We start from the raw sequence: 15,141 nt of genomic DNA, 5'->3' as shown, positions 1-15,141 counted from the left end.
CATATAAACACAGCCGCGTTGTGGATGCCATGCACGTCGATACCCTCTGGTCCAACGTCCACCTGATGACCCTCGATGGCGAGGGCCTGGGTGTCCTGCGCGATGCCGTACTGGCCGCCACCGATGGCCGCATCGTGCACGTCGGCCCCGCCGGCAGCGATGCCCATCTGCAGCCGACCACCCGCATCGACGGCGAAGGCCGATGGATCTCGCCTGGTCTGATCGATTGCCACACCCACCTGGTCTACGCCGGCAACCGCGCCAACGAATTCGAGCAGCGCCTGCAGGGCGTGAGCTATGCCGAGATCGCCCGTGCTGGTGGCGGTATCGTCTCTACGGTGCGCGCCACCCGTGCTGCCTCGCCAGAGCAGTTGGCACGCGAGAGCCGGCCGCGCCTGCTGGCGATGCGCGCCGAAGGCGTAACCACCATCGAGATCAAGTCCGGCTACGGCCTGACCCTGCAGGACGAGCGCAAGCAGTTGCAGGTGGCCCGCGCGCTGGGCGAGGAATGCCGGGTGAACGTGGTGCCGACCTTCCTCGGTGCGCACGCGGTGCCGCCCGGTCGCGAGGCGCAGGAATACACCGATGAGGTGTGCGAGGTGATGATTCCGGCCATCGCTGCAGAAGGCCTGGCTGAGGCCGTGGACATCTTCTGCGAGAACATCGCGTTCTCGCCGGCGCAGGCCCGCCAGGTATTCGACGCTGCGCGTGCGCATGGGCTGGCGATCAAGATCCATGCCGAACAGCTGAGCAACCAGCATGGCGCCGAACTGGCGGCCGGTTTCGGTGCGCTGTCGGCCGACCATATCGAACACCTGGACGACGCCGGCATTGCCGCGATGGCCGCCGCCGGTACCGTCGCCGTGCTGCTGCCGGGCGCGTTCTACTTCACCCGCGATACCACCCTGCCGCCGATCGCTGCGCTGCGCGCGGCCGGTGTGCCGTTGGCACTGGCCACCGACAGCAACCCCGGCACTTCACCGCTGACCAGCCCGCTGCTGGCAATGAACATGGGCGCCACCCTGTTCCGCCTGACCGTGGACGAGTGCATCGCCGGCTTCACCCGTGAAGCGGCGCGTGCGCTGGGCCATGGCGAGCGCATCGGCCGCCTGGCCGTCGGCATGGACTGCGACCTGGCGATCTGGGACATCGACGCCCCCGCCGACCTGGTCTATCGCATTGGATTCAACCCGCTGCACGCGCGCGTGGTGCGCGGACAGCCCGACCTGCCTGCCTCCTGGAGCAACACATGAGCAACACCCTGGTTCTTCGCCCCGGTCATGTCACCCTCGCCCAGTGGCGGCAGGCGTATCGCGGTGCGCCGCTGTCGCTTGACCCGGCCGCGTTGCCGGCGGTGCGTGCCAGTGCCGCAACGGTGGCTGCCATCGTCGCCAAGGGCGCACCGGTGTATGGCATCAACACCGGTTTCGGCAAGCTGGCCAGCGTGCGCATCGAACGCGAGGACCTGGCCACCCTGCAGCGGAACATCGTGCTCTCGCATGCCGCGGGCGTGGGCGAGCCGATGCCGGCGAATGTGGTGCGGCTGATGATGGCGTTGAAGCTGGTCAGCCTGGCCCAGGGTGCTTCCGGCGTGCGCGAGGAAACGCTGCTGCTGCTGGAAGCAATGCTGGTGAAGGGCGTGCTGCCGGTGGTGCCGGCGCAGGGCTCGGTCGGTGCCTCGGGCGACCTGGCACCGCTCTCGCATCTGGCCAGCGTGATGATCGGCGTCGGCGAGGCCTTCGTCGGCGAAGAACGCCTGCCCGCCATGGACGCACTGGCTCGCGCCGGCCTGCAGCCGGTGGAACTGGGCGCGAAGGAAGGCCTGGCCCTGCTCAACGGCACCCAGTTCTCCACCGCGTACGCACTGGCCGGCCTGTTTGAGATCGAAACCGTGTTCCAGGCCGCACTGGTCACCGGCGCGCTGTCGGTGGAAGCGGCCAAGGGCTCGGATACGCCGTTCGATCCGCGTATCCATGCGCTGCGTGGCCAGCATGGGCAGATCGCCACCGCCGCCACCCTGCGCACGCTGATGCAGGATTCGGACATCCGCGAATCGCACCGCGACAACGACGTGCGGGTGCAGGACCCGTACTGCCTGCGTTGCCAGCCGCAGGTGATGGGCGCGGCGCTGGACATCCTGCGCCAGGCTGCGACCACGCTGGAAATCGAAGCCAACGGCGTGTCCGACAACCCGCTGGTGTTCACCGATACCGGTGAGGCGCTGTCCGGCGGCAACTTCCACGCCGAGCCGGTGGCCTTCGCCGCCGACATGCTGGCGATGGCCGTGTGCGAGATCGGCTCGATCAGCGAGCGCCGCTTGGCGATGCTGGTCGACCCTGCGCTGTCCGGTCTGCCAGCCTTCCTGACCCCGCGCCCGGGCTTGAACTCCGGCTTCATGATTCCGCAGGTGACCGCCGCTGCGCTGGTCTCGGAAAACAAGCAGCGCGCCTACCCCGCCAGCGTCGATTCGATTCCCACCTCGGCCAACCAGGAAGACCACGTGTCGATGGCCGCGCACGGTGCGCGCCGCCTGATGCAGATGGCCGAGAACGCGGCCAACGTGATCGGCATCGAGCTGCTGGCCGCTGCGCAGGGCTGCGACTTCCATGCGCCGCTGCGCTCCAGCAAGGCACTGGAAAGCGTGCGCGCCACGCTGCGTGCACAGGTGCCGATGCTGCAGGACGATCGCTATTTCCACCCGGACATGGTGATCGCAACCGATCTGGTCCGCAGCGGCGCATTGGCCAAGGGTCTGGCCGAGCTGTTGCCCACGGTGGAACCGCAGGCATGAACGGCCATCCCGAATGGCTGACCGTGCACGAAGGCGACGCGCCGCTGATCGTCAGCTTCCCGCACACCGGCAGCGAGCTGCCGCATGACCTGATCGGCGATTTCCACTCGCCGTGGCTGGCGCGCCGCGATGCCGACTGGTGGGTGCATGAGCTGTACGACTTCGCACGCGGCATGGGCGCGACCACCGTGCGCTCGGCAATCTCGCGTTCGGTGATCGACCTCAACCGCGACCCCAGCGGCGTGTCGCTGTACCCGGGGCAAAACACCACCGGCCTGTGCCCGCTGACCACCTTCGACAACCAGCCGCTGTACCACGCCGGCCGCGAGCCGGACGACGCTGAGATTGCCCGGCGCCGCGACACGTATTTCGCGCCGTACCACAACGCACTGGCCACGCAGATCGCACGCCTGCGTGCACGCCACGGCACCGTGGTGGTGTACGACGCGCATTCGATCCGTTCGCACATCCCGCACCTGTTCGAGGGCGAGTTGCCGCAGTTCAATCTCGGCACCGCCGGGCCGTCCGGTGCACCGGACACCTCCTGCGACAACGCACTGAGCGATGTGGTGGAGAACCTGCTGGCGCTCAGCGGCATGAGCCAGGTGCGCAACGGCCGCTTCAAGGGCGGCTGGATCACCCGCCACTACAGCAGCATTGCCGGTGGTGTGCACAGCCTGCAGATGGAACTGGCCTGCCGCGGCTACATGCACGAACCACTACCCGACCAGGTGGACGAGCACAGCTGGCCCACCCCGCTCGACCCCGAACACGCCGCACCGCTGCGCCACACCCTGGCGCAGGTGCTCAATGCCTGCCTTGAATTCGCTACGAACCGGAGCGCCGCATGACCCGCAACGACCCGTCCCGCACCATTGCCGCACCGACCGGCACCACGCTCACCGCCAAGAGCTGGCTCACCGAAGCGCCGCTGCGCATGCTGATGAACAACCTGCACCCGGACGTGGCCGAGCGGCCGCAGGAGCTGGTGGTGTACGGCGGCATCGGCCGTGCCGCACGCGATTGGGAGAGCTTCGACGCCATCGTCGAAACCCTCAAGCGCCTGGACGATGACCAGACGCTGCTGGTGCAGTCGGGCAAGCCGGTGGGCGTGTTCCGCACCCATGCCGATGCACCGCGCGTGCTGATCGCCAACTCCAACCTGGTGCCGCGCTGGGCCAACTGGGATCACTTCAACGAGCTGGATAAGAAAGGCCTGGCGATGTATGGCCAGATGACTGCCGGCAGCTGGATCTACATCGGCGCGCAGGGCATCGTCCAGGGCACCTACGAAACCTTCGTGGAAATGGGCCGCCAGCATTACAACGGCAGCCTGGCCGGCAAGTGGCTGTTCACCGGCGGGCTGGGCGGCATGGGTGGCGCGCAGCCGCTGGCCGCGGTGATGGCCGGCGCCTCCTGCCTGGCGGTGGAATGCCGCAAGAGCAGCATCGAGATGCGCCTGCGCACCGGCTACCTGGATACCTGGACCGACGATCTGGATGAGGCCCTGCGCCTGATCGAAGAATCGTGCACCGCCAAAAAGCCGCTGTCGGTGGGCCTGCTCGGTAACGTTGCCGACGTGCTGGACGAACTGCTGATCCGCGGCGTGAAGCCGGACCTGCTGACCGACCAGACCTCCGCCCACGACCCGGTGAACGGTTACCTGCCGCAGAGCTGGACGGTGGAAGAATGGGATGCCAAGCGCGTGACCGCTCCGAAGGAAGTGGAAAAGGCCGCGCGTGCGTCGATGGCCAACCACATCCGCGCCATGCTCGGTTTCCACTCGCTGGGCGTGCCTACCGTGGATTACGGCAACAACCTGCGGCAGATGGCGCTGGAAGAAGGTGTCGAGGACGCGTTCGATTTCCCGGGCTTCGTGCCGGCCTACATCCGGCCGCTGTTCTGCCGTGGCATCGGCCCGTTCCGTTGGGCGGCGCTGAGCGGCGACCCGGAAGACATCGCCAAGACCGATGCCAAGGTGAAGGAGCTGATTCCGGACAACCCGCACCTGCACCGCTGGCTGGACATGGCCGCCGAGAAGATCAAGTTCCAGGGCCTGCCGGCGCGCATCTGCTGGGTCGGTCTGGGCGATCGTGATCGACTGGGCCTGGCCTTCAACGAGATGGTGGCCAACGGTGAACTGAAGGCGCCGGTGGTGATCGGCCGCGACCATCTGGACAGCGGCAGCGTGGCCTCGCCGAACCGCGAAACCGAAGCGATGGCCGACGGCTCCGATGCTGTGTCCGACTGGCCGCTGCTGAATGCCCTGCTCAACACCGCCAGTGGCGCGACGTGGGTGTCACTGCACCATGGCGGCGGCGTGGGCATGGGCTTCTCGCAGCACGCCGGCATGGTGATCGTCTGCGATGGCACTGAAGCGGCGGCCAAGCGCATTGCACGCGTGCTGTGGAACGACCCGGCCACCGGCGTGATGCGCCATGCCGATGCGGGGTATGAGATCGCGATTGAGTGCGCGAAGGAGAAGGGTCTGGATCTGCCGGGAATCCTCGGCTGACCCAGCACCCGGGTAGTGCCGGCCGCTGGCCGGCACCGCCCGATGCGCTTTGGCTCTGGTAGATGCCGACCTTGGTCGGCACAACCCTCCTGGCTTGACCCTATCCCCCGCCGTGACCAAGATGCGCCATCGCCGCTGACGGATCACCGCGATGTACCGCACGCTCGCTGCTGCATTGCTCTGCGCCCTGTTCGCCACCCCGTTCGCTTCGGCGCGGGATGTTCCGCCAGATCTTGCTTCCCAGCTCAACAGCCAGCTCCAGGCCAACCGCGAACGCTACGGCATCGCCGGCCAGGCGGTGCTGGTCGCACACAACGGCCAGGTGCTCTACCAAGGCGCCAGCGGTGAGCGCGACCCGGCCACCCACGCGCCCACCACCGTCGATACCATCTTCGCTGCTCAGTCGATGGCCAAGCTTCTGACCAGCACGCTGGTGATGCAGCTGGTCGACCAGGGCAAGGTGGATCTGGATGCCCCCGCCAGTCGTTATGTGCCGGACCTGCCGACCGCGTGGCAGGCCATCCACGTGCGCGACTTCCTCAACCACAGCTCTGGCATCGGCGAATACTACGACCGCGTGGACAACCGCTGGGTGAGCAAAGGCTACCCGGGCGTGGCACCCGATCTTGCTGCTGCGTTGAAGGTGGCCGGTTCGGCGCCGCTGCAGTTCAGAACCGGCAGTCGCGTGCAGTACACGCAGGCCAACTACCTGGTGCTGACTGCGTTGCTGGAGGCGCAGTACCGCCAGCCCTATCCGGTCATTGCACGCGAACGCATCCTGCAGCCGCTGAAAATGACCAATACCTCGTGGGGAGCAGCCAGCGTGCCGGCGCAGCGCGCGGCAATGCCGTACATCGGCAAGGACGGCCAGCTGCAGCCGGCCAATGAAGATCCATGGCCGAACTACGGTTGGGGCCACGCCGATCTGCAGACCACCGTGGGCGACATGAACCGTTTCCTGCAGGCACTGGCGACCGGCAAGCTGGTGCGCACTGCCACGCTGGAAGCGCTGTGGCAGCCACAGACACTGACCGGCGGTGGCAGCAACTTCTTCTCCACCGGCTGGGATACGACCCGCAGCGATGGCTACACACAGGTCGGCCACGACGGTGGCACCCGCGTGCGCGCGCGGCTGGCCTTCAAGGGCACGCTGGCCAGCGGCTACTGGGTGTTCGTGTACCTGACCAATGGCAGCGCCCGCAATGCCTGGTCGAGCACGCTGGTGGAAAGCACGATGGCAGTGGCTGCGCCAGGCGAGTTTCCGCATGCAGCACTGTCCGAACGTTTGATCGGCTATGCCTTGACCGGCGACAGCAGCAGTGAAAGCAGCCTGCGTGCGTGGCTGAGCGAAAGCAGTGGCATTGCATCCGACGAACTGGAGCGGGCCATCAATGCAACCGGCTACGCGATCCGCAACAATCTGGGCAACCGGCCCGCGCTCAAGGTCTTCGCCCTCAATACTGCCCTGTATCCCACCTCGGCCAATGCCTGGGACAGCCTTGCCGAATGCCATGCTGCGCTCGGTAACGCTGAGATGGCCAAAACGCTATACGCCAAATCAAAAGCACTGGTGAAATCCGCTTTGTAGAGTCGAGCCTCTTCTACTGGAATTTGCTGTGGGGCACACCGGAAAACCAATCGGAAGGCTCGACTGAACAATGGCGAGCACGTCGGAGAAAAATGCATGGGACGCAGGCGCAACAGTCTTCTGGATGTCATGGCCACATGGCCGTGGTACATCAACGCAGCGGTGGGCGGGCTCGGCTTCGCCACTCTGCGCTGGTTGTTACCGGCTTGGCGCCAACCTGTCACTGCCGCCACTGGCGACATCCTCCTTCAGGTTCTTGCCCAACCGGTATTTGCCGGGGCCTGGTTGGCGATCTGCATGCTTGCCACCTTGTTTTCCTTGGCTGGCGCCTATAAGCGACGCCAGCTGCTGGATACCCGAACCGGGTTGGAAAGCCTGGCCACGACGGGCTGGCGAAACTTCGAGCTTCTTGTCGGCGAAGCCTTCCGGCGCCAAGGCTATGCAGTCGAAGAAACCGGACTGGGCGGCGCGGACGGTGGCATCGACCTGATCCTGCGACGCAACGGCAAGCGCACGCTGGTGCAATGCAAGCAATGGCGACGGCAGCAGGTAGGCGTGGCGGTCGTGCGCGAGATGTACGGGCTGCTCGCGCACCACAAGGCGGACGCGGCAATGGTTGTCAGCTCGGGCAAGTTCAGCCGTGATGCCCAAGCCTTCGTGGCGGGCAAACCCGTCGCATTGGTGCCCGGCGCCGAGCTACTGCGGATGATCCGCGAAGTGCAGACTCGGCCGATCACCGAACCGTTGGAACGGCTGGAGCCAACCCTGGCAACGCCCACGGAAGCCGCAACTGCCGCAACCTGCCGGAAGTGCGCTGCGCCGCTGGTTGAGCGCAAGAACCGGACTACTGGCGAGTTGTTCATGGGATGTAGCCGATTCCCGGCCTGCCGGGGGTGACGTACGGCATCTGACCTGTTAACTTTCGCGCCTGTTTTGTGGTTTACAGACTCTCCGCATGCCCTTCCTGCCGCACCGCCCCGCCCCCTCCCTGCTGTCGCTGGCCATCCTGCTTGGCCTTTCCACCACCGCCCACGCCGCCCCACAGGCCACCACGCTGGACGCGGTGCAGGTCACTGCCGCCGACGCCAGCATGCAGGCGCGCGAGGCGCTGAAGCGCGTGCCGGGCGCCAGCAACGTGATCGACGTGGCCAAGGCGGACAGCCGCCTGTCCAGCAGCGCCGACGTGTTGGCCTACCAGCCCGGCATCAGCGCGCAGTCGCCGGGCAACGAAGGCACCAAGGTGTCGATTCGCGGCTCGGGCATCAACCGCGGCCCGGGTGCACACGCTTCCGGCATCGCGGTGTCGATCGACGGCCTTCCACTGACCGGCCCGGGCGGCACACCTTACGAACTGCTGGAACCGTTGTGGCTGTCGCGCGTGGAAGTGCTGCGCGGTGCCAACGGCTTCGAACGCGGCGCGCTGGCACTGGGCGGAGCCATCGACTACATCAGCCGCAGCGGTCGCGACTCGGCGGGCGTGCAGCTGCACTACGAAGCCGGCAGCCGCGGTTACCAGAAGCGCGGGATCAGCTGGGGCGGCGTCAGCGGCGATGTCGATTACTTCCTGGCCTATACCGATACCGAATTCGATGGCTACCAGCGCCATGCGGCCGGCGATGGCAAGGGCGCGATGGCCAACATCGGCTGGCAGATCACCCCCGATCTGCAGACCCGCTTCTTCGTGCGCTATCGCGAAACCAACCACGAGACACCCGGGCGCCTGACCCGCGAGCAGATCCGCAATGATCCGCGCGCCGCGAACGCGGCCAACCTGGCCATCGATGCGCGCCGCCCGCAGCCGGGCAGCACCTGGGTGGGCAATCTCACCACCCTGCAGATCGACGAGGATTCCTCGCTGCAGGCCGGGCTGGTCTATCACAAATACCCGATGGACTTGAACGAGAGCCTGTACCGCCAGCAGCTGGACTACGCCAATCTCAATGCCACGCTGGACTACCGTCGCCGGCACACGCTGTTCGGTTTGGACAGCGAGACCACCATCGGGCTGCGCATTACCCACGACCTGGATGCCGATGTGCGCGAGTCGCTGCGCTTTGCCAACAACGGTTATGCCGCCGGCACCCGCACGCGCGACTTCCGCCACCACGGCACCGACAGCACGCTGCACATCGGCAACAACTTGGCCGTGAATGATCGCCTGCGCGTACAGACCGGTTTTGCACTGATCAACACCCGCCGCGATGTGCAGGTCACGTGGCCGAGCAGCGGCGGCCGCCTGCGCGACCACGACTGGGATTACGCGCCGCGGCTGGGCTTCACCTGGCAGCAGACGCCGCAGACGCAGTGGTTCGGCAACCTCAGCCGCTCGGTGGAAGCGCCACATCCGTGGTCGATGATCTGGGGCTCGAACCAGTACTTCGGCGCGGGCAATGGTCCGTCCACCGGCCGCCAGCGCGCGCCGGTGCCGATGCAGAACCAGACCGCCACCACGCTGGAACTGGGTGCACGCGGTGAAGCGGCCCTGGGTCATTGGGAATTGACCGGCTACTACGCGCACGTGAACCACGAGCTGCTGAGCGTGGAACTACAGCCGGTGCCGAACCTGTTCATCGCCGAGAACAACGCCAGCCCCACCGTGCACCGTGGCATCGAGGCCGGGTTGGACAGCACCTTGTGGCATGCCGCACCGGGTCGTTTGTCGCTGCGCCAGGCGTATACCTTCAGCGACTTCCGCTACCGCCACGATGCACGTTTTGGCAGCAACCGCCTGCCCGGCCTGCCGCGCCACGCTTACCAAGCCGAACTGCGCTTCGACCACGCCTCGGGCCTGTATGCCGCACTGAACACCGGGTACGCCTCACGCATCGCGGTGGACTACGCCAACAGCTATTGGGCGGACAGCCACGTCATCTTCGGCAGTCGCATTGGTTACGACGCACCGGGCGGCCGCTGGCAGCTGTGGGCGGAGATGCGCAACATCGCTGACCGCCATTACGCCGCCACCGTCACCCCCGGTTACAACGATGCCGGCAAGGACGTGGCGCGCTCGACGCCCGGTGAAGGCCGCGGCGTGTATGCAGGCGTGCGCTGGCGCTTCGACTGATTGATAAGGGGAGCGCCGGGCATCGCCCGGCGCCCCATGGATCATGCAATGCGCCAGGACGGCAGGCGCTCGCTGCGCCGCCACACGGTTGGCGCGAAACCAATCATCAACAGCCCTGCCAGCCACTTCGGCGACGTGCTGAGCAGGGTAGAGGCCAACGCGGCATCCAGCGGAGCGGCGTGCTCCTGCCACGGGTTATAGCCCAGGTAGATGATGCTGCCCGCCCACCACAGCAGGGCCACCCCGATGCCCACCAGCAGCAGGGCCATCGTGCGGCAGGTCCAGCGCTGCGAGGTCGTCCCCCATTCGCGGGAAATGGCCACCAGCAGGCCGACCACCAGCAGCGACACCAAGGCCACCAGGCCGATGTCGACCTTGTGCCCGATGCGTTCATAGGTGCAGGCGCGGCACTGGGCTTCTTCGGCGGCCGCATCTGTTGTAGGCGGGGTGGCCGTAGGCCCGGACTGGGCCAGCACCGCGAAGGGCATCAACAGGGCGAACATCGCCACCATCAGCCAACGAACGAACTTCCTGTTCCTGCGTGCAGCGACATCCATGCGCTTCTCCTTGCGTGTGATTGATATTAAACGTCGTGGCAGATCCTGTTACAACGCCTTGAATACCTGCATCAGGCTGACCGCATCCGGCGCCAACTGCTGCGCAAGCCAGCCCAGCCCGGCGAAAAACACCAGCAGGCCCAGCAGCGGCCAGATCGTATGGGACAGGCACAGCCGCCACCACCCCTGCGCCTGCATGCCCTGCATCCGCTTGTACAGCCCCCCGGCGATGGCCGCATCCACCAGCAGCTCGGCCATCAGCACCGGCGCCGACCAGACCACCCAGGCACTGGCCACGAGCACTGTAGCCACCAGCGCCATGATGCCGAGAATGGCCAGCAACGGCAGGCCTGCCTCGCCGTCGGCCACGTCCAGCAACGATGCGCTGTCGGCGCTCGCGCTGGAGGACGCTGCGGCTTCACCCCAGGAAGCGGACGCGCCACCACCGCCGGAATGCCCGCCGCTGCCGGTCCACGGCGATGCCTGGCTGTCACCGCCGCCGGGCGCGGAACCCAAGCCATCGGCCACCGCATCCCAGCGCCACCGGATCCAGACCCACATCAGCAGCAGGAACACGCCATAGGCGATCAGCACGGCCAGCGGATAGCGCAGCAGCATCGCGTCCATGCCTGCCAGGCGCAGCACGTGCGAGGCGAGGAATCCGGCGGCACCGGTCAGCACGACAATCACGGCCATCTGCAGCCGCGGCCAGCCACGATGCTGCAGCTGCCGACGTGCACGCATCGCTTCGCTGCTGCGGCTGCCCGTCATCGAAACGCGCTGGCGTGCGTGTTTCATTCCGCCGCCTTGGTCACCGCCTCGATGCGATGGCCATCTGGATCGATCACGAACGCAGCGTAGTAGCGCTCGCCATAGTCCGGGCGCAGACCGGCAGGTCCGTTGTCCTGGCCTCCGGTGGCCAAGGCAGCACGATGGAAGGTATCAACGGCCGCACGCGTAGTTGCCGTCAACGCCAGATGGAAGCCAGGTCCCGGCGCAACCGCATCGTCGCGCAGTTTCAGGCACAACAGGTCTTCATCCTCGACCAGGCCATAGCCGATCGCGGTGTCGTCTTCGAAAACGCGGCGGTAACCGAGTGCTGCAAGAACGGCATCGTAAAAGCGACCTGCACGCTCGAGATCGCGGACACCCAACGAGAGGTGGTGCAGCATGCAGACATCCTTGCCAAGCACGCGCGGGCTGCGCTGGCCGGATTCTACCCTGCCGTGGCGCCGCGTCTACAGGTCACGTCCCGTCCAGTTCCCGGCCGATCCACGGCAACCGCAGTCCGGTGTGGATCCTATATTCTGGGCAGCCACGGAACGGATCGGCTCCTGCATGCAAGCGTCCCAGTTCACCCGCCCTGTTGCCATCGTCATGTTCCTGCCGATGATCGGCCTGGCAGGCTGGGGGTCGTGGTTCGCGACCTATTGCATGAGTGACGGCTGCCTGGGCGTGTTTGCGCTTTGGCTTGGCGCAATGGCGGCCTTGTTCCTGCAGGCCCTGCTGGTCTTGCCTCTGCATGCCTGGACACTGAAACGGCAAGGGGCCGATGCGGCCAGCCGCTATGTACGCTGGCTGGTGGCATCCAGTATCGCTGTGATGGTGCCCATGTTTGCCGGGTGGGTCTACATGTTCTTCAAGTAGTCCGCGCGCCGCTCAAGCAGGCGGTGCGGCTGCCTTCAACAGCTGCGCAGCCACCTGGTCGAACGGGGCGATGTCCTGCAGTGCGCGGCTCATCGCCACTGCGCCTTCCACACTGGCAATCACCAGGCTGGCCAGGCCGGTCGCCTGGGCAGGCGCGTGCCCATCGGCGACGAACGCCTCAGCCAGGTGCCCCTGCCAGCGGGCAAACACCTCGGCGGCCGCCGCACGTGGCTGGCTCGGCAGGGCCTCCACCGGCTCCTCGACGGCTGCCGCCAGCACCGGGCAGCCGGCACGAAAACCGGTGCGCAGCAGGCGCTCGCGCCACAGCGCCAGGAACTGCTGCAACCCCTGCACCGCGCCGCCCTTCAGCAGTTCGATCAGCAGCGCCTCCACCTTGTCGCCGGCCATCGTGGTGGCCCGTGCCAACAATTCCTGCTTGCCGCCCGGGAAGTGGTGATACGTGGACCCGAGCGGCGCATCAGCCAGTTTGGTCACTTCGCGGATGCTGGTCGCGTTGAGGCCCACCCGCGCGAGCATCTGCGCTGCGGCATCGATCACACGCTGGGGGGCATCGGACGATCGCGGGCTCACGGCCGGCTCCTTGCTAAGACAGTCGTCATAGACTAGCGTATCGCCCGTTCTATAACAGTCGTCATAACCATGAATCTCTGGTTCCGCCTGCTCCACCTGCTGCTGTGCAGCCTGTTCCGGCTGAAGCTGGACGCCCCGTTCGGCGTCTCCCGCCTGCAGTTCCGGGTGCTGCCCAACGACCTGGACAGCAACCTGCACATGACCAACGGCCGCTACTGGAACATCTTCGACCTGGGCCGGCTGGACCTGATCCTGCGCATGGGCCTGGGCAAGGTGGCGCTGCGTGAGAAGTGGGCGCCGATTGTTGGCGCCGGCACCATCCAGTTCCGGCGCGAGCTGAAGCCGTTCCAGCGCTTCACCCTGGAAACGCGACTGGTCGGCTGGGTCGGCACACGCGGCATCATGGAGCAGCGCGTACTGATCGGCCCGGAGCAGAAAACCGCCACGCGTGCACTGCTGATCACCGGCATCTACGATCGCCGCGCACGTCAGTTCGTCGGCATGCCACAGATGATGGAATCGATCGGCGTGGTTGCTCCGCCCTCGCCGGCCCTGAGTGCGGCAGCCGAGGCGCTGCTGGCTGCCGATCTGGCGTTGAAGCAGGACCATGATTGACCCCTGCCACGCAGATCAGGGGGCAGACGCCTCCACCATCATGGGGGTCACGAAGGTGATCTGCGTGCGGCCACCCACATGCAGCACATACTCGAAGGTCTGCCGCATCTGGCTGTACGCGCCACCTTCGGGCGCGCCATAGTTGGCGCCGACGCTCACGGTGTGCCGACCGGGCGTCAGTGGCTTGAGCATCAGCCAGTAGCCGTCGGCTGCAGCCAATCTCGAGTCGTCGTCATCCGGATCCATGCGGAAGCAACCTTCGCTCTTCACCCGGTGCAGGCGCATGTCACCCAACGGCTGCCCGTCCAGCAGCACCACAGCGCTGACAAGATGGTCGTTGTTGATCGCCGCGCCGGCCTGCAGCTCCTCGCAGGAGACGTCTTCCCCGGTCTGGTAGCTGGCCATGTTGATGATGGGCAGCAACAGGTGCCTGCCTTCGGGCACCACGCACTGCCTGCGTGGCTGGAAGCGGCCATTGGTTCCTGCCAGGTTCCAGACCGGCCCCTCCTGGCCCAGTTCGCACAGGCGACCATCGGGATCCAGGTAAGGCGCAACTCTCTGCTCGTCAGCCCAGCGCCACCAACGCGCTGTCCATTCGCTCAGGGAAATGCCGGCCACCGCCTCACGTGTGACCGGTGACGCTGCAGGCGCGGCAATGGCGCTCGCCTGACCTGCAAACATCAGTACCGTGGCCACGCCGGCCAAGCGCAGCCTGCTGCCGATTCCGTTCTGCATTCCCTGCCTCGTCGTCCCTGGCGGCCACCGTGCGCGGCCGGCTCGGTGGACACTCTATCGCAGCGGCGCCGCGTCCGTTGGTGATGCGTTTCTGTGAGTGGCTTCTGGCGGAACTGGCGATAGGGTAGTGCCGGCCGCTGGCCGGCAATCCGTTCGGCATGCAGATCGAGGTTGCCGGCCAGCGGCCGGCACTAACCCAATCTCAGCGCTTGGGCGCGTTCGCCTGCGCGCGCTTGATCGCCGCCTCGGCCAGCGGCGCCATCAGCGCATAACCCTTCGCCGTCGGATGCACGCCATCGGTTGCCAACTGCGCATCCAGTCCGCCGGCACGGTTGGCCATCGGCGTGTGGTAGTCCAGATAGACCAGCCCGCGCGCATCGGCCTGCCGCTTCAACGCAGCATTCAATGCACGCACCTTGGGCGCAGGTGCTATGCCCGGGATCCACGGGTACTCGCTGACCGGCAACACCGACGCCAGCACCACCGCAATGCCATGCGCTTTGGCCAGATCCAGCATGGCCCGCAGGTTGTCCTCGATCATCGCCTGCGTGGTCGGGCCGGTGTTCCCGGCGATGTCATTGGTGCCGGCCAGGATCACCACCACATTCGGGCGCAGCGCCAGCACATCCTGCGAAAAGCGCACCAGCATCTGTGCGGTGGTCTGCCCGCTGATGCCGCGATTGAGGTAACCCTTGCCGGGGAAGAACGTGCTGCTGCCTTCCTTGCCCCAACCTTCGGTGATCGAATCGCCGAAGAACACCACACGTGACTGGCCGGCCCGTGGCGCGGGCAAAGCAGCATTGGCTGCGCGGTACTTCTGCAGTTGCGGCCAATCGGACAGACGCTGCTGCATGAAGCGCACTTCGTCTGGCTGCACCTGCTCCACTGGCTTGGTCAGCAATGGATTGCTGGCCGCCTGCACCAACACTGGCGTGGCCAGCCCCGCCATGAGCGATCCGGCCAGCAGCCAGGCCAGTGAAGTCCTCCTGCGCATGAGCATCCTCCGTTGTCGACCTGGGCAGTCTAGCGCGGCCTGCC

General features: G+C 66.4%; 15 protein-coding genes. 9 read left to right on the top strand and 6 right to left on the bottom strand.

All coding sequences use genetic code 11. The features are described from left to right. Positions 1-29: 29 nt before the first annotated feature. From hutI to LC407_RS12410, 7 genes are all read left to right on the top strand, one after another. A complete protein-coding gene (gene hutI, locus LC407_RS12440) occupies positions 30-1,253 on the top strand; it encodes an imidazolonepropionase (protein WP_025876976.1) in 1,224 nt (407 codons plus the stop codon). Continuing rightward, the gene (gene hutH / locus LC407_RS12435; protein ID WP_223482900.1) at positions 1,250-2,791 is read left to right on the top strand and encodes a histidine ammonia-lyase; all 1,542 of its coding nucleotides are present in this window, start codon (positions 1,250-1,252) and stop codon (positions 2,789-2,791) included. The genes hutI and hutH overlap by 4 nt, the downstream gene beginning before the upstream one ends. After that, complete coding sequence (hutG, locus tag LC407_RS12430; RefSeq protein ID WP_032976262.1) at positions 2,788-3,642, top strand: N-formylglutamate deformylase; 855 nt, start codon at positions 2,788-2,790, stop codon at positions 3,640-3,642. Before hutH ends, hutG begins: the two co-directional genes overlap by 4 nt. Further along, positions 3,639-5,306 carry a urocanate hydratase gene (hutU, locus tag LC407_RS12425; RefSeq protein WP_223482899.1) on the top strand — a complete coding sequence of 556 codons (1,668 nt, stop codon included), beginning with the start codon at positions 3,639-3,641 and terminating at the stop codon, positions 5,304-5,306. Before hutG ends, hutU begins: the two co-directional genes overlap by 4 nt. Positions 5,307-5,457: 151 nt before the next feature. Beyond that, entirely contained in the window at positions 5,458-6,894 is a 1,437-nt protein-coding gene (locus LC407_RS12420) for a serine hydrolase domain-containing protein (RefSeq protein WP_223482898.1), read from the top strand. A gap of 96 nt (positions 6,895-6,990) precedes the next feature. Beyond that, entirely contained in the window at positions 6,991-7,791 is an 801-nt protein-coding gene (locus LC407_RS12415; protein ID WP_223482897.1) for a restriction endonuclease, read from the top strand. A gap of 58 nt (positions 7,792-7,849) precedes the next feature. Continuing rightward, positions 7,850-9,958, top strand: coding sequence for a TonB-dependent receptor (locus LC407_RS12410; RefSeq protein ID WP_223482896.1), 2,109 nt, complete (start codon positions 7,850-7,852; stop codon positions 9,956-9,958). Positions 9,959-9,999: 41 nt separating this feature from the next. Here the strand turns inward: LC407_RS12410 and LC407_RS12405 are convergent, their stop codons facing one another. The 3 genes from LC407_RS12405 to LC407_RS12395 are packed head-to-tail and all read right to left on the bottom strand — an operon-like array spanning position 10,000 to position 11,687. After that, positions 10,000-10,515 carry a hypothetical protein gene (locus LC407_RS12405; RefSeq protein WP_223482895.1) on the bottom strand — a complete coding sequence of 172 codons (516 nt, stop codon included), beginning with the start codon at positions 10,513-10,515 and terminating at the stop codon, positions 10,000-10,002. A gap of 48 nt (positions 10,516-10,563) precedes the next feature. Continuing rightward, the gene (locus LC407_RS12400) at positions 10,564-11,313 is read right to left on the bottom strand and encodes a hypothetical protein (RefSeq protein WP_025876966.1); all 750 of its coding nucleotides are present in this window, start codon (positions 11,311-11,313) and stop codon (positions 10,564-10,566) included. Continuing rightward, positions 11,310-11,687: a VOC family protein gene (locus tag LC407_RS12395; RefSeq protein ID WP_223482894.1), complete on the bottom strand. Its 378-nt coding sequence runs from the start codon at positions 11,685-11,687 to the stop codon at positions 11,310-11,312. The genes LC407_RS12400 and LC407_RS12395 overlap by 4 nt, the downstream gene beginning before the upstream one ends. A 166-nt stretch (positions 11,688-11,853) precedes the next feature. Between LC407_RS12395 and LC407_RS12390 the strand changes: the two genes are divergently transcribed. After that, complete coding sequence (locus tag LC407_RS12390) at positions 11,854-12,162, top strand: hypothetical protein (RefSeq protein ID WP_223482893.1); 309 nt, start codon at positions 11,854-11,856, stop codon at positions 12,160-12,162. A 12-nt stretch (positions 12,163-12,174) separates the two neighbouring features. Here LC407_RS12390 and LC407_RS12385 read toward each other — a convergent pair whose 3' ends face one another. Next, on the bottom strand, positions 12,175-12,753 hold the full coding sequence (locus LC407_RS12385; protein ID WP_032976272.1) for a TetR/AcrR family transcriptional regulator: 579 nt from the start codon (positions 12,751-12,753) through the stop codon (positions 12,175-12,177). A 69-nt stretch (positions 12,754-12,822) separates the two neighbouring features. Here LC407_RS12385 and LC407_RS12380 point away from each other — a divergent pair, with 69 nt between their 5' ends. After that, positions 12,823-13,368 (top strand): thioesterase family protein, encoded by a 546-nt coding sequence (locus LC407_RS12380; RefSeq protein WP_223482892.1) that lies wholly within the window; start codon positions 12,823-12,825, stop codon positions 13,366-13,368. Between the two features lie 15 nt (positions 13,369-13,383). On the opposite strand, the gene LC407_RS12375 is transcribed toward LC407_RS12380, so the two are convergent. Both LC407_RS12375 and LC407_RS12370 read right to left on the bottom strand, forming a co-directional pair. Then, positions 13,384-14,103 (bottom strand): hypothetical protein, encoded by a 720-nt coding sequence (locus tag LC407_RS12375; RefSeq protein WP_223482891.1) that lies wholly within the window; start codon positions 14,101-14,103, stop codon positions 13,384-13,386. A gap of 202 nt (positions 14,104-14,305) precedes the next feature. Further along, positions 14,306-15,052: an SGNH/GDSL hydrolase family protein gene (locus LC407_RS12370; protein ID WP_223482954.1), complete on the bottom strand. Its 747-nt coding sequence runs from the start codon at positions 15,050-15,052 to the stop codon at positions 14,306-14,308. Between the last annotated feature and the right edge of the window lie 89 nt (positions 15,053-15,141).

Source organism: Stenotrophomonas sp. OVS01A, from assembly GCF_019969775.1.
Taxonomy (GTDB): Bacteria; Pseudomonadota; Gammaproteobacteria; order Xanthomonadales; family Xanthomonadaceae; genus Stenotrophomonas; species Stenotrophomonas indicatrix.
This window is presented reverse-complemented; position numbering and strand designations above follow the sequence as displayed.

Coding starts and splice junctions, on each gene's coding strand:
- hutH (WP_223482900.1), top strand. CDS start 1,250: ATGAGCAACACCCTGGTTCTTCGCCCCGGTCATGTCACCCTCGCCCAG.
- LC407_RS12415 (WP_223482897.1), top strand. CDS start 6,991: ATGGGACGCAGGCGCAACAGTCTTCTGGATGTCATGGCCACATGGCCG.
- hutG (WP_032976262.1), top strand. CDS start 2,788: ATGAACGGCCATCCCGAATGGCTGACCGTGCACGAAGGCGACGCGCCG.
- hutU (WP_223482899.1), top strand. CDS start 3,639: ATGACCCGCAACGACCCGTCCCGCACCATTGCCGCACCGACCGGCACC.
- LC407_RS12390 (WP_223482893.1), top strand. CDS start 11,854: ATGCAAGCGTCCCAGTTCACCCGCCCTGTTGCCATCGTCATGTTCCTG.
- LC407_RS12420 (WP_223482898.1), top strand. CDS start 5,458: ATGTACCGCACGCTCGCTGCTGCATTGCTCTGCGCCCTGTTCGCCACC.
- LC407_RS12400 (WP_025876966.1), bottom strand. CDS start 11,313: ATGAAACACGCACGCCAGCGCGTTTCGATGACGGGCAGCCGCAGCAGC.
- hutI (WP_025876976.1), top strand. CDS start 30: ATGCACGTCGATACCCTCTGGTCCAACGTCCACCTGATGACCCTCGAT.
- LC407_RS12410 (WP_223482896.1), top strand. CDS start 7,850: ATGCCCTTCCTGCCGCACCGCCCCGCCCCCTCCCTGCTGTCGCTGGCC.
- LC407_RS12380 (WP_223482892.1), top strand. CDS start 12,823: ATGAATCTCTGGTTCCGCCTGCTCCACCTGCTGCTGTGCAGCCTGTTC.
- LC407_RS12370 (WP_223482954.1), bottom strand. CDS start 15,052: ATGGCGGGGCTGGCCACGCCAGTGTTGGTGCAGGCGGCCAGCAATCCA.
- LC407_RS12405 (WP_223482895.1), bottom strand. CDS start 10,515: ATGGATGTCGCTGCACGCAGGAACAGGAAGTTCGTTCGTTGGCTGATG.
- LC407_RS12395 (WP_223482894.1), bottom strand. CDS start 11,687: ATGCTGCACCACCTCTCGTTGGGTGTCCGCGATCTCGAGCGTGCAGGT.
- LC407_RS12375 (WP_223482891.1), bottom strand. CDS start 14,103: ATGCAGAACGGAATCGGCAGCAGGCTGCGCTTGGCCGGCGTGGCCACG.